This window comes from Streptosporangium sp. NBC_01469 (assembly GCF_036227305.1).
In the GTDB taxonomy this organism is placed as follows: domain Bacteria; phylum Actinomycetota; class Actinomycetes; order Streptosporangiales; family Streptosporangiaceae; genus Streptosporangium.
In genome coordinates, this window is sequence record NZ_CP109465.1 from 749,692 (window position 1) to 762,903 (window position 13,212).

The 13,212-nt window shown below is 72.3% G+C and carries 9 protein-coding genes; 8 read left to right on the forward strand and 1 reads right to left on the reverse strand.

The window, feature by feature from the left end; all coding sequences use genetic code 11:
- Positions 1 to 2: 2 nt before the first annotated feature.
- Positions 3 to 3,269, reverse strand: coding sequence for a helix-turn-helix transcriptional regulator (locus OG587_RS03420; protein WP_329086738.1), 3,267 nt, complete (start codon positions 3,267 to 3,269; stop codon positions 3 to 5).
- A 379-nt stretch (positions 3,270 to 3,648) separates the two neighbouring features.
- On the opposite strand from OG587_RS03420, the gene OG587_RS03425 reads away from it, so the two are divergent.
- The 8 genes from OG587_RS03425 to tdh all read left to right on the forward strand — a co-directional run bounded on the left by OG587_RS03425 (position 3,649) and on the right by tdh (position 13,167).
- The gene (locus tag OG587_RS03425) at positions 3,649 to 5,106 is read left to right on the forward strand and encodes an amidase (protein WP_329086739.1); all 1,458 of its coding nucleotides are present in this window, start codon (positions 3,649 to 3,651) and stop codon (positions 5,104 to 5,106) included.
- A gap of 139 nt (positions 5,107 to 5,245) precedes the next feature.
- Positions 5,246 to 6,562 (forward strand): Na+/H+ antiporter NhaA, encoded by a 1,317-nt coding sequence (gene nhaA, locus OG587_RS03430; protein ID WP_329086741.1) that lies wholly within the window; start codon positions 5,246 to 5,248, stop codon positions 6,560 to 6,562.
- A 290-nt stretch (positions 6,563 to 6,852) separates the two neighbouring features.
- Positions 6,853 to 8,022, forward strand: coding sequence for a homogentisate 1,2-dioxygenase (locus tag OG587_RS03435; protein ID WP_329086742.1), 1,170 nt, complete (start codon positions 6,853 to 6,855; stop codon positions 8,020 to 8,022).
- A gap of 65 nt (positions 8,023 to 8,087) precedes the next feature.
- On the forward strand, positions 8,088 to 9,128 hold the full coding sequence (locus OG587_RS03440; RefSeq protein ID WP_329086744.1) for a hypothetical protein: 1,041 nt from the start codon (positions 8,088 to 8,090) through the stop codon (positions 9,126 to 9,128).
- Positions 9,128 to 10,264 carry a fumarylacetoacetase gene (fahA, locus tag OG587_RS03445; RefSeq protein WP_329086746.1) on the forward strand — a complete coding sequence of 379 codons (1,137 nt, stop codon included), beginning with the start codon at positions 9,128 to 9,130 and terminating at the stop codon, positions 10,262 to 10,264. The genes OG587_RS03440 and fahA overlap by 1 nt, the downstream gene beginning before the upstream one ends.
- Positions 10,265 to 10,376: 112 nt before the next feature.
- On the forward strand, positions 10,377 to 10,814 hold the full coding sequence (locus OG587_RS03450; protein WP_329086747.1) for an NfeD family protein: 438 nt from the start codon (positions 10,377 to 10,379) through the stop codon (positions 10,812 to 10,814).
- Positions 10,815 to 10,818: 4 nt separating this feature from the next.
- Positions 10,819 to 11,907, forward strand: coding sequence for an SPFH domain-containing protein (locus tag OG587_RS03455; RefSeq protein WP_329086749.1), 1,089 nt, complete (start codon positions 10,819 to 10,821; stop codon positions 11,905 to 11,907).
- Between the two features lie 231 nt (positions 11,908 to 12,138).
- Positions 12,139 to 13,167: an L-threonine 3-dehydrogenase gene (gene tdh, locus OG587_RS03460; protein ID WP_329086751.1), complete on the forward strand. Its 1,029-nt coding sequence runs from the start codon at positions 12,139 to 12,141 to the stop codon at positions 13,165 to 13,167.
- The last annotated feature ends 45 nt before the right edge of the window (positions 13,168 to 13,212 follow it).

Here is a 13,212-nt window from a genome sequence, read left to right on the forward strand (position 1 = left end):
CTTCAGGGATGATCGCCGAGCAGGTGGGCGATGAGCTCCGCCCGGTTGGTGAGGCCGAGCTTGGCGAGGATGCTGCGCACGTGGCTCTCGACCGTACGCTCGCTCAGCACGAGGCGTTCTGCGACCTGCCGGTTCGACAGCGCCCGCGCGACGAGGCCCGCCACCTCGCGTTCCCGGACGGTCAGTGGGTCGGCGGCGCGATGCCGGGCCTCGACGTCGGCCAGCAGCCGGTCGGCGCGGGCCAGCGGCCCCGGCAGGTCCAGCCGCCGCGCCGAGGCGGCGGCGCGGACGGCGAGCGCCGCCGCCTCGGCGTGATCACCGGTCGCTCCCCGGCGCCGCAGCACGTCGGCAAGGGCGAGCCAGGTGTGGACGAGCCAGGGCCGCGCGTCGAGCCGGAGATTGATCTCGGCCGCGGCCCGCAGCGTCTCAGCGGCCTCGTCGAGCCGTCCCATGACGGCGGCCATCCGGCCGAGGGCCCGCGCCGAGGAACCTCCGCAGAAGCTGTCCGCGTTACCGGGCAGGCCGCCGGCGGAGGCCCAGGGCAGCCACAGGGCGTACGCCCACCCGGCGGCCTCGGCGTCGTCGAACGCCTCGACGAGCTCGGTCAGATGCTGGAGGATTCCCATCCCCCGCACCCCGTGCGCCGGCTCCCGCAACAGCAGGCGCAGGTGCTCGTACCTGGCGAACGCCTCCTCCGGGGCCCCGTCGAGGTGGAGGCACAGGGCATGGGCGGCCTCGATGGCGGGGATGGGGGGAAACACCGTGAAGGACTCCCGGTAGCCGGTGGGCAGGTCGCTCCGATCACCGCGTACGAGCGCGACGAGCTGCCCGAAGACGTCCGTGATCACGGACGCGAGAGGATCGCCCGTCCGGACGGCGATCTCCCCCGCCTCCGCCGACCGGGAGCGGGCCTGTTCGAACCGGCCCGCCAGCGCCTCGCGCGCCGCCGACACGCGCAGGTGGTACCAGCGGACCCGGAGCAGGCGCGTGGTGGCGGCCAGCTCGCCGAGCCTGGAGATCTCGTCGTCGACCGCGGCGAGATCGACCAGCTGGTAACCCGCGTCGACGCGCCAGACGTGGCCACGTACGGCGGCCATCGGCCTGCCGGCGCGCAACGCGATCCGGATGGCGAGCTCACCGATCCGCAGGCGCTCGGCCACGTCGTCCGGCCCGTCGAGGACCGCGACCCTGGCTCGCCCGGCGTCGAGCAGCGCGACCGGATCGCCGCAGGCCTCCGCCAGCCGCAGGACCTCCGCCGACTCCTGTACGGCACCCGCCGACCTGCCCGCCTCGACTTCCAGACATGCCTTCCGCGCGAGCAGGCGGGAGCGGGCGACGGCCACCTCAGGGGTGGTCATGACACAGATGTCCTCGCCGTGAACACCGTGAACGCCCTCGACACCGTCCGCACCGCGAGCGCTGTGAGCGGCTCCGGTGCCGATACCCGCGCCGTAGGCGGCACCGGTGTCGTGGCCGGCGCCCAGGTGAGGGGCGATATCGGTGTGACGGGTGGTTCCTGTCATGGTGTCGAGGGCGGACAGCGCGCGATCGCACAGGGCGACCGTCCTCCTGACGACCGACGGATCGCCGACCCCGCAGATGACGAGCGCGGCGGCGGTGAGCAGGTCGGGCCGCCCCGCGGACTCCGCGGCGTCCGCCGCCTCGCGGGAGTGCCCGGTGCTTCGCGGAATCCACCCGGCGAGGTGTTCGGCGGTCGCGAGCTCGACGAGGAGCTCCGCCCGCTCGGCCTGCCCGGCTCCCACGCGGCCGAGCACCTCCAGAGCCTGGTCGAGCAACCGGGCCGCCTCCTCCGGAGCCAGTGACCGCAGTGCGTGCGCGGCGGCGGTCCGCGTCCAGCGCACCGTGGCGCGCAGTGCCTCGGCGTCGTCACCGGCCTGTCTCCAGTGGGCCGCGATGCGGGCGGCGTGGGCGAGATCCGCGCCCAACCGCCGGTGCAACGACTCTGCCGCTCGCCGGTGTAACTCGGGGGCGGCCGGTATCGACTCCGCGACGACCCCCTCACGGACCAGGGCGTGGGCGAACCGGTATCGGGGTGGTGCGTCACCGGTACGGGTGAGCAGGCCGGCCCCGGCGAGCGCGTCGAGATGGCCGGACACCGCGGCGGGGGGCAGTTCCTCGACGTCGGCGAGCAGCGCGGGGTCGAGGTCCTCGCCGAGCACCGCCGCCGTGCTCGCCGTGTCCCGTACCGCCGGATCGAGCCCGTCGAGCATCTCTGCGACGAGAAGGCGCAGATCCGCCGACGGCAGCGAGGGAGGCCGCTCCCCGTCGCCCGTCCTGTCGCCGGGGCCGGTCTCGTCGAGTATCCGCGCCATGACCGACACGAGCAGCGGCAGTCCGCCGGTGCGCTCGTGCACCGAGCGGGCCACCGAACGGGCCCGGGGGGCGCCACCCGGCAGGACCGCGAGGTATCGCTCGACGTCCGGCACGGTGAGCGGCGCGAGCGGAACGGTCCGTGCCGCACGGCTGCGGGCGACCTCGGCGAGGGTCCCGGCGACCCCGGCGGCTCTGGCGACCCGGCGAGTGGTGACCGGCCCGGCGACTCGTCCGGCAGCCGACCCGGCGGGTTGCCTGGCGGCTCGCCGGGCGGTGGCGTTCCTGTGGGTCACGACGACAAGCAGCCGCGAGTCCGCGGCCTCGACCGCGACGTGGCGGAGCAGGGCCAGCGACGCCTCATCGGCGTCGTGGAGGTCCTCGATCACGACGACGAGTCCCTTGGCGTCCTCCGCGGCCCCGATGAGAACGTCGGTGAAGGCGGCCAGCCGCCGGAAGCGCGCCGCCGCCGACTCGAACGCGTCCCCGGCGGGCTCGAACGCGCCCATCACGTCGGCTCCCCCGGCAACCCTGGTGACCCCGGCGATCCCGGCGATCCCAGTGACCCCGGCAACCCCGGCAACCCCGGTGACCCCGGCAACCCCGGCGATCCCAGTGACCCCGGCAACCCCGGTAACCCCTGCGCCCCCTGCGACCTCGACGACCCCGGCGGGGAGCGGCCTCGGGGAAATCCTCCCGATGACGCGCAGCCACGGCCACAGCGGCGGGGCGCCCTCCTCGGCGAGGCAGCGGCCCCACAGTACGGCCGCCTCGCCCGCGACGGCCTCCTCCACCAGCCGCGACTTGCCGATTCCCGCCGGTCCCGAGACCAGAACGACGCCGCCCCTGCCCTCGCGAGCAGCCTCGATCGCCTCGCGCAGCAGCGCCGTCTCGCGCTCGCGCCCGACGAAGGCGTCCGGACCGCGTCGGATGTCCATCCCTCAAGTCTGACAGCGCGGGCGGCGGAACACCGGTCCCTCGACCGCGGATCGGCGGGCTCCGCCCCCGGTCCGGTACCGGATGGCGAGCCCCACACCCGGCCCGGCACCCAATACCGGCCTCCGCGCCCGGCCCGGCACCGGATACCGAGCTCCGCCCCCGGCCCGGATCCGGTGACGATGCCGGATCCGGTACTGCGGATCCGGTACCGGTGCCGGTTTCAGTACCCGCGTTCAGTACTGCCCCGGATGACCACGACGCGTGCCTGATCCAGGCTCGACACACCGGCCGATCATCGGAGCCGGACGACACGACGCCGGAACAACGCACAGACACGAACAACGCACAGGCACAGAGACAGAAAAGGAAGGAACGCCGGTGGAACTTCACGAGTACCCGCAATACGACGCCGTCGGGCTCCGTGGCCTGATGGAGGCGGGTGAGGTCACCGCCGCGGAGGTCGAGACCGTCGCCCGGGAGGCCCTTGAGACGGCGAACGCGGAGGTGAACGGTCTCGCGCTGCCGCTGTTTCCGCAGGCCCTCGACCACTCCGCCGATGGACCGCTGGCGGGGGTACCGTTCCTGATCAAGGACAACGGCCCGGTGGCGAAGGGTGTGCCGTTCTGCTGCGGGAGCCGGAGCATCGAGGGGGTCGTCGCCCGGCACGACACCGATCTGATGACGCGGTTCCGTGCCGCCGGGCTGGTCACCCTGGGCATGACCACCGTCCCGGAGATGCTGATCAGCTTCTCCACCGAGTCGGTCAGGTACGGGCCCACCCTCAACCCGTGGGACCCCACCCGCGGCGTGGGCGGTTCGAGCGGGGGAGCCGCCGCCCTGGTCGCGGCCGGTGCCGTGCCCATCGCGCACGGCAGTGACGGTGCCGGGTCCATCAGGATCCCCGCCTCGTGCTGCGGGCTGGTCGGCCTCAAGCCGAGCCGGGGCAGGACCCCGTGCGGGCCCGACGTGGGCGAGTCGCTGTTCGGGCTCTCCTACGAGCTCGGGCTGACCCGTACCGTCCGCGACACCGCCCACTACCTGGACGCCGTCCAGGGGCCCGGCATCGGCGACAAGTACACCGCCCCGCCCCCCACGCGCCGGTACGCCGACGAGCCGGGGGCCGATCCCGGCGTGCTGCGGGTGGCCGTGACCACGCGGGCATGGTCGGGTGTCGCGGTGGACCCCGAGGTGGCCGCGGCGACCGTCGCGGTCGGCCGCGTACTGGAGAAGGAGGGACACTTCGTCACCGAGGCGAGCCCGGCCGTCGACTGGGACACCGTCATGGGCGCCATGGTGCCGTCCGCGACCCTCGCCGTCGCCGCGCCCCTGCTCACGGCTCTGCGACCACCGGACCCGGCCAAGGTGGAGGCCGTCACGTCGCGGGCCTTCGAGGAGGCGAGGGAGCTGAGCGTCATGCGGCTGATGGGAGCCTTCGACGCGCAGAACAGGGTGAGCCGGTCGGTGGGGGCCTTCTTCACCGGGTACGACCTGCTGGTCACCCCGACCCTGGGTCGCCTTCCCGCGCCGCACGGCACCCTGCGGTACGACGACCCCGGCCACACCGTGACGAGCTGGCTGGAGTCGATCTTCGAGTACGGGCCGTTCACCGCGGTGTTCAACATCTCCGGCCAGCCTGCGATCAGCCTGCCGCTGGGCTGGAGCGAGGAGGGGCTGCCGATCGGGGTGCAGCTCGTCGCCCCCTACGGCCGCGAGGACCTGCTGCTCCGGGTCGCCGCCCGGCTGGAGCAGATCATGCCGTGGAAGGACCGGACTCCCGCGCGGCACCTCGGAAGAGATCATGCCGTGGGAGAACCGGACTCCCGCGCGGCACCTTAGAGGAGATCATGCGGTGGGGGACCGGGCTCCCGCGCGGCACCCCCCGCCGGGTTGCGGTGAACCCGCCGGTAGGGTGAACGCTGGTGCGCCGGGAAGTCTGGTCGGCAGTGGCTGACCCGACCCCTGAAGTGGAGCACTCATGAGCGGCACCTCACCCGGCACGCCTCGCCTGTTCAGCCGAGGTTCGTGGGACGAGGCCCGCCGCGTCGCGGACATCCTGCGCGGGGAGACCGTCGGCGGAGCCCTGCTGCTGGCCGGTGCGGTGGCGGCGATGATCTGGGCGAACTCCCCGTGGTCGGGATCCTACGAGGCGCTACGCGCCGTCACGGTCGGACCCGCGGCCCTGCATCTGGATCTGAACCTGGCGGCCTGGGCCTCCGACGGGTTGCTGGCGATCTTCTTCTTCGTGGCCGGGCTGGAGCTCAAACGCGAGTTCGTCGCCGGTGACCTGCGCCAGGCACGGCGGGCCGCGGTGCCGGTCGCGGCCGCGTTCGGCGGCGTGATCGTCCCGGCCGTGCTGTACCTGCTCGTCACCCTCGCCACCGGCGCCGACGGCGGCGCGGCGAGAGGCTGGGCGATCCCGACGGCCACCGACATCGCCTTCGCGCTGGCCGTGCTCGCGGTCATCGGCCGGTACCTGCCCACGGCGCTGCGTACCTTCCTGCTCACCCTGGCCGTGGTCGACGACCTGCTGGCCATCGTCATCATCGCGATCTTCTACACCGCGAGCCTGTCACTACCGGCGCTGCTGGGCGCGCTGGTGCCGCTGGCGATCTTCGCCGTACTGGTGCAGCGCCGGGTGCGCGCCTGGTGGCTGCTGCTGCCGCTGGCCGTCGCGACCTGGGCGCTGATGCACGCCTCCGGGGTGCACGCCACCGTCGCCGGGGTGCTGCTGGCCTTCACGGTGCCGGTCGTCCGCGGCGAGCGGGCCGGTGGCCCGGACGCCGGGCCCGGCCTGGCCGAGCACTTCGAGCACCGCCTGCGACCGCTCTCGGCCGGGGTGGCCGTGCCGGTGTTCGCCTTCCTGTCGGCGGGGGTGAGCCTCGGCGGCCTGAGCGGCCTGGCCACCGCCCTGACCGACCCGATCGCGGTGGGCATCGTCATCGGGCTCGTGGTCGGCAAGCCCGTCGGAATCATGATCGCGACCTGGCTGGTGGCCCGCTTCACCCGCGCGGACCTGGACGAGAGCCTGGCCTGGGTGGACGTGGGCGGGCTGTCGGTACTGGCCGGGATCGGGTTCACCGTCTCCCTGCTCATCGGGGAACTGGCCTTCGGGGCCGGCAGCGAGCGCGACGCCCACGTCAAGGTGGCGGTCCTGACGGGCTCCCTGATCGCGGCCCTGGCGGCGGCGCTCATCCTCCGCCTGCGCAATCGCGCCTACCGGCGCATCCACGAGGCCGAGACCGCCGACCGCGACGGCGACGGCATCCCCGACGCCTACCAGCAGCGTCCCTGAGAAACCGCGTCCGGCGGGCCTGAAGCCCAGGAGGCGGTCCCAGGCCCGCCTTCGCGGCCTTCGCGACCTTGGGGCCTTCGCGGCCTTCGGGCCTTGGGGCCTTCGGGCCTTCGGGCCTTCGGGCCTTCGCGACGGCGGTCGAACCGGCCGACGGCCCCGCGTCGCGTTTCCCGCGCGACCTCCGCCGGGGGTCACCGGGACGACGTTTGACATCTCCCCACTCCCTGACGGATGGTTGTTCGTATAGAGGACATATACGTCCGATAAACGGACAGATCTGGGAGAAGCGGATGCCGTACTACCGGGTCGTGGGGGAGATCCCCCGCAAGCGGCACGTGCAGTTCCGGCGGCCCGACGGCGGGCTGTACGCCGAGGAGCTGATGGGCGAGGAGGGGTTCTCCAGCGACTCGTCGCTGCTCTACCACCGCCACCTCCCCACCGCGATCGTCAAGGCCGAGGCCGTCGAGCCCGACGGGTCGAGAAGGCTCAGCCCCAACGTGCCCCTCTCCCCCCGCCACCTGCGCACCCAGGACCTGCCGACCGAGGGCGACCTGGTCTCCGGGCGCGGGCTGATCGCCGGAAACGCCGACGTCCGCATGTCGTACGCCGCGAGCGAGGAGCCCAGCGGGCTCTACCGCAACTCCATGGGCGACGAGTGCGTCTACATCGCGAGCGGGCGGGTCAGGTTCGAGTCGACGTACGGGGTGATCGAGGCCGGGGAGGGCGACTACGTCGTCGTCCCCACCGGGACGATCCACCGGTGGGTGCCGCTGGGGCGCGTCACGGCCTTCACCATCGAGGCCGCCGGCCACATCCGGCCGCCCAAGCGCTACCTGTCCTCGTACGGCCAGTTCCTGGAGCACGCCCCCTACTCCGAGCGCGACCTGCGCACCCCGCAGGAGCCCCTGATCGCCGAGGGCGAGGAGGTGCCGGTGCTGGTCCGCACCCGCGGCGGGCTGACCCGGCTGGTCTACCGCGACCACCCGTTCGACGTGGTCGGCTGGGACGGCTGCCTCTACCCGTACGCGTTCAACATCAACGACTTCGAGCCGATCGTGAAGCGCACCCACGCCCCGCCGCCGGTGCACCAGACCTTCGAGGGTCCCAACTTCGTGATCTGCTCGTTCTGTCCCCGGCCGCTCGACTTCCACCCGGACGCGATCCCGATCCCGTACAACCACCACAACGTCGACTCCGACGAGCTGATGTTCTACGCGGGCGGCGACTACACCGCGCGCAGGGGCTCGGGCATCGACGTCGGCTCGGTCTCGCTGCACCCCGCGGGGTTCACGCACGGCCCGCAGCCGGGTGCCGTCGAAGCCGTCATCGAGGCGGTACGCCAGGGCCACACTCAGACGAGCGAGCTGGCCGTGATGGTCGACACCTTCCGCCCCCTCGATCTGGGCCCGGCCGGGCTGTCGGTGGAGGACCCCGCGTACGCGTGGACGTGGGCCCGTTGACGGACACGCCCCCGGGCACGACCCCGGACACGGTCTCGGGCCCGCCACGGGGTAGGGGCAGAGCCATGAGCACAGACACGGGAACGGGAACGGGCGCGAGTGTGGACGGCGTGGGCATGGGAACGGCGGCGCTCTTCCGGGCACTCGTCGACGACGCCGGGCTGTTCCCGCCGACCGGGCTGCCGATGGCCGAGGCCCTGGAGCGGCACAGGAACGACCTGGCGGGCAACGACCCGGTGCTCACCCACCGGTTCCTCTGCCCGGCCGGACGCCTGGCGGAGCTCCGCGACCACCTGACCTTCCCGATCCGGCTCGGCCTGATCCTGGACACCCCCGACGTCCCGCCGTTTGAGGACGTCGCCGTCGAGCTGGTCGAGGTGCGGCAGGCGCCGGGCGAGAGCCCCGGGGCCGTGTCGGAGCGGCTGGCCGGACGGCTGCCCGGCGGTGCCCGGCTGTTCGTCGAGGTGTCTCCCGGCGACCGCGCCTCCCTGCCGCGCGACGGTACGGGCCCCGGCCTGAAGTTCCGCTGCGGCGGACCGGCCGCCGGAGCCTTTCCCAGCGCCGCGGACCTGGGCGCCCTCATCGCGCACTGCGCGGGACACGGCGTACCGTTCAAGGCGACCGCGGGGCTGCACAACGCGGTCCGCCACTTCGATCCCGCGCTGGGCGTCGACCGGCACGGCTTCCTCAACCTGGTCCTCGCGGTCTGCGCGGCCGTGGAGGGCCGCGACCCGGTGCCGGTGCTGAAGCTGACCGACGTCGGCGAGCTGGTTCGGCTGGCGCGGGCCGTGCCCGACGACACCGCGGCGCGTGCCAGGGAACTGCTGGTGTCGTACGGGTCGTGCGACACGCGCACCCCGATCGAGGATCTGGTGGCCCTGGGCCTGATCGCACGGCGCCCGCCCGCCCCCGCCGGCGCGGCGGCCACCGACGGGACGACCGCCGACAGGGCAACCCCCACCACGGCGACCACCGACCGAGCGACCCTCAACACGGCGACCACCGGCGGAACGACCCCCACCACGGCGACCCTCGACACCGCGACCACCGGCGGAACGACCGCCCCCGATCCGGCGACCCCCGGCACAGCAGAGGAGAACGTGTGATGTCTTGGGGCCTGGAGAACCTGCCCTACGGAGTCTTCTCCCGCCACGAGGGGGAGACCCCTCGCGTCGGCGTCCGCTACGGAGACCACGTGGTCGACCTGGCCGGGGCCCTGCACGACGAGGTGTTCGCCACCGGCTCGCTCAACGCCTTCATGTCCAGGGGCCCGGCCGCGTGGCGGGACACCCGGACCCTGATCCAGAACAAGCTGAGCACCGACCGGGCGGTGGTGGAGCCGCACCTCGTCCCGCTCGACCGGGTCACGCTGCACCTGCCGGTCGAGGTGGCCGACTACGTCGACTTCTACTGCTCGCTGGAGCACGCCACCAACCTGGGCCGGATGTTCCGCCCCGACGAGGAGCCGCTCAAGCCGAACTGGCGGCACCTGCCGGTCGGCTACCACGGCAGGGCCGGGACGGTCGTCGCGTCCGGCACCCCGGTCGTCCGGCCTTCCGGGCAGCGCGGCGCGGGGGTCTTCGGCCCGTCCGCCAAGCTGGACATCGAGGCGGAGCTGGGATTCGTCGTCGGTACCCCGACGGCCCTCGGCGACCGGGCCGGGCGGTTCGAGGACCACGTGTTCGGCGTGACCCTGGTCAACGACTGGAGCGCCCGTGACATCCAGGCGTGGGAGTACGTCCCGCTGGGCCCGTTCCTCGGCAAGTCCTTCGCCACCTCGATCTCGCCGTGGATCACCCCGCTCGCGGCCCTGTCGGAGGCGCGCGTCGAGGGCAGGCCGCAGGATCCCGAGCCGCTCGGCTACCTGCGCCGCGAGGCGCCGTGGGGGCTCGACCTGAGGCTGGAGATCTCCGTGAACGGCGAGGTCGTCTCCCGTCCCCCGTACCGGGACATGTACTGGACGCCCGACCAGATGCTCGCCCACATGACCGTCAACGGCGCCGCCCTGCGCACCGGCGATCTCTACGCCAGCGGTACGGTCTCCGGCTCCGGGCCGGGCGAGCGCGGCTCGCTGATCGAGCTCACCTGGAACGGGACCGAGCCGCTGAAGCTGCCCGACGGCTCGGCCAGGACCTTCCTGGAGGACGGGGACACCGTCACGATCACCGCGACCGCTCCGGGACCCGGTGGAACCGTGATCACCCTGGGTGAGGTGTCGGGAAGGATCGAGCCCTCCCGGTAGCCCCGGCGACCGGCCTGAAGGCCGGGCCTGTCAGCGATCCTGTGGAGGACATACGGTGGAGGAAGGAACCTCCCGGACGACCGGAGCGTTGTACAGCTAGGAGGGCCGGAGCATGGAGTACTGGGTCATCTGGTTGATCTTGGCGGTAGCACTGGGAGTCGCCGAGATACTCACCCTGACCACCGCTCTCGGCCTGCTCGGGGGTGCCGCCCTCATCACCTCCGTCGCCGCCGGGCTGGGGCTGCCGGTCCCGCTGCAGCTCGTGGTGTTCGTCGCCTCCCTGGTCGCCGGGGTGACCGTGGTCAGGCCCATCGCCAAGCGCCAGCTCAGCATGCGGCAGCCGCGGAGCCAGCGGTTCGGGATCCAGGCGCTCGTGGGCAAGCCCGCGTACGTCCTGCGCGAGGTGACCGGCAGGGACGGCCGGGTGCAGATCGGCGGCGAGGAGTGGTCCGCCAGGGCCTACGACGAGACCCTGGTGATACCGGCGGGGGCGGTCGTCGACGTCATCGAGATCGAGGGCGCGACCGCGCTCGTGTATCCACGGGAGTGACACCATGGACGCTCTGCTCATAGCCGGACTGCTCATCGTCCTGTTGGCGGTGTTCACCGTGATCCGTTCGGTGCGCATCGTCCCCCAGGCGCGAGCCCGCAACGTGGAGCGGCTCGGCCGCTACCACAGCACGCTGAAGCCCGGCCTGAACTTCGTGATCCCCTACATCGACCGGGTCTACCCGATGATCGACCTGCGCGAGCAGGTCGTCTCCTTCAAGCCCCAGCCGGTGATCACCGAGGACAACCTGGTCGTCGAGATCGATACGGTCCTGTACTTCCAGGTCACAGACCCCCGGGCGGCGGCGTACGAGATCGCCAACTACATCCAGGCCGTGGAGCAGCTCACGGTCACCACGCTGCGTAACGTCGTCGGCTCGCTCGACCTGGAGATGACGCTGACCTCGCGCGACACGATCAACAGCCAGCTGCGCGGGGTGCTCGACGAGGCGACCGGCAAGTGGGGCATCCGGGTCAACCGGGTGGAGATCAAGGCCATCGACCCGCCGAAGAGCATCAAGGAGGCGATGGAGAAGCAGATGCGCGCCGAGCGGGACAAGCGCGCCGCGATCCTCAACGCCGAGGGCCAGCGGCAGTCGCAGATCCTGACCGCCGAGGGCGACAAGCAGAGCGCGATCCTGCGGGCCGAGGGCGACAGGAGCGCCGCGATCCTCAAGGCCGAGGGCCAGTCGCAGGCCATCGACGAGGTCTTCCAGGCCGTGCACCGCAACGACCCCGACCCCAAGCTGCTGGCGTACCAGTACCTGCAGGTGCTGCCCGAGCTGGCCAAGGGCCCGAACAACACGTTCTGGGTGATCCCCAGCGAGGTCACCTCCGCCCTCCAGGGCGTCTCCAAGGCGTTCACCGAGGCGCTGCCGCAGTCGGCGGCCACCCGCGAGGCCCCCAGGGTCAACGAGGCGGCGGCCGAGGAGCGGATGCTGGCCGAGAAGGCCGCCGCCGAGGCGGTCGCCGAGGCCGCCGAGGCCGATCTGGGCCCCCGCCAGCTCAACGCGCCCCCCGCGCACCTTCCCGGCGACGACCTCCTCGGCACGAAGACGGGGGCGCAGGAGGAGCACCGCCGCCCCGGCTCCTGAACCTTCCGGCCTCCCCCTTGGTCCTTCCGCCCGGTGGTCCGGGCGGGAGGACCGTTTTCATGATCAGGGCCGCTCTCCCGGCCGGTTTGAGGAGAAATGTGTGGGTAGCTCACTAGGTCTCGGGGTCCGGGCGTGAAGCAACGCTGTGGGTGGGGTTAAGAAAACCGCGATGGACACCCCCGAAGGCGACCGGGCACAGTGCGTATGGTCGGAGCTGAGGGGGAATCCGCTATGAAGGCGCTGGTCAAGGAGAGGGCCGAACCCGGCCTGTGGCTGGCCGACGTGCCCGAACCGTCCGTCGGCCCCGGTGAGGTGCTGATCAGGGTGCTGCGCACCGGGATCTGCGGCACGGACCTGCACATCCGGAGTTTCGACGCGTGGGCCCGGCAGACGCTGCGGACGCCGCTCGTCATCGGCCACGAGTTCTGCGGCGAGGTCGTCGAGGTGGCACCGGGCGTGGAGGACATCACCCCCGGTGACCTGGTCAGCGGCGAGGGGCACCTGGTCTGCGGCAAGTGCCGCAACTGCATGGCCGGACGGCGGCACCTGTGCCGCAGCACGATCGGGCTGGGGGTGAACCGCGACGGCGCCTTCGCCGAGTACGTGACACTCCCGGCCTCCAACGTCTGGGTGCACCGGGTCCCGGTCGATCTCGACGTGGCCGCGATCTTCGACCCGTTCGGCAACGCGGTGCACACCGCCCTGACGTTCCCGATGGTCGGCGAGGACGTGCTGATCTCCGGCGCCGGGCCGATCGGGCTGATGGCCGCCGCGGTGGCCACCCACGTGGGCGCCCGCAACGTGGTCGTCACCGACGTCAGCCCGGAGCGGCTGGAGCTGGCCCGCAAGCTCGGGGTCACCCTGGCCCTGAACGTCGCGGAGACGTCCGTCCAGGAGGGCATGGACGGGCTGGGCATGCGAGAGGGCTTCGACGTGGGCCTGGAGATGTCCGGCAACCCGAAGGCGCTCCGCGACATGATCGCCTCCATGTCGCACGGCGGGAAGATCGCCATGCTCGGCCTGCCCGCCGAGGAGTTCGCCGTCGACTTCGCGACGATCGTGACCTCGATGATCACCCTCAAGGGCATCTACGGCAGGGAGATGTACGAGACGTGGTACGCCATGTCCGTGCTCCTGGAGAAGGGCCTCGACCTCTCCCCCGTAATCACCGACCGCTTCTCCTACCGCGACTTCGACGCGGCCTTCGACACCGCCGCCGGAGGCAGGACCGGCAAGATCATCCTGGATTGGACGGCCTGATGTCCGACACCGTCCACAGCGGAACCGGCAAGATCACCTCGGATT

Excerpts from the sequence above, each read along its gene's own strand:
- OG587_RS03420 (WP_329086738.1), bottom strand. The coding sequence starts at position 3,269 with ATGGACATCCGACGCGGTCCGGACGCCTTCGTCGGGCGCGAGCGCGAG.
- nhaA (WP_329086741.1), top strand. The coding sequence starts at position 5,246 with ATGAGCGGCACCTCACCCGGCACGCCTCGCCTGTTCAGCCGAGGTTCG.
- OG587_RS03435 (WP_329086742.1), top strand. The coding sequence starts at position 6,853 with ATGCCGTACTACCGGGTCGTGGGGGAGATCCCCCGCAAGCGGCACGTG.
- OG587_RS03440 (WP_329086744.1), top strand. The coding sequence starts at position 8,088 with ATGAGCACAGACACGGGAACGGGAACGGGCGCGAGTGTGGACGGCGTG.
- fahA (WP_329086746.1), top strand. The coding sequence starts at position 9,128 with ATGTCTTGGGGCCTGGAGAACCTGCCCTACGGAGTCTTCTCCCGCCAC.
- OG587_RS03450 (WP_329086747.1), top strand. The coding sequence starts at position 10,377 with ATGGAGTACTGGGTCATCTGGTTGATCTTGGCGGTAGCACTGGGAGTC.
- OG587_RS03455 (WP_329086749.1), top strand. The coding sequence starts at position 10,819 with ATGGACGCTCTGCTCATAGCCGGACTGCTCATCGTCCTGTTGGCGGTG.
- tdh (WP_329086751.1), top strand. The coding sequence starts at position 12,139 with ATGAAGGCGCTGGTCAAGGAGAGGGCCGAACCCGGCCTGTGGCTGGCC.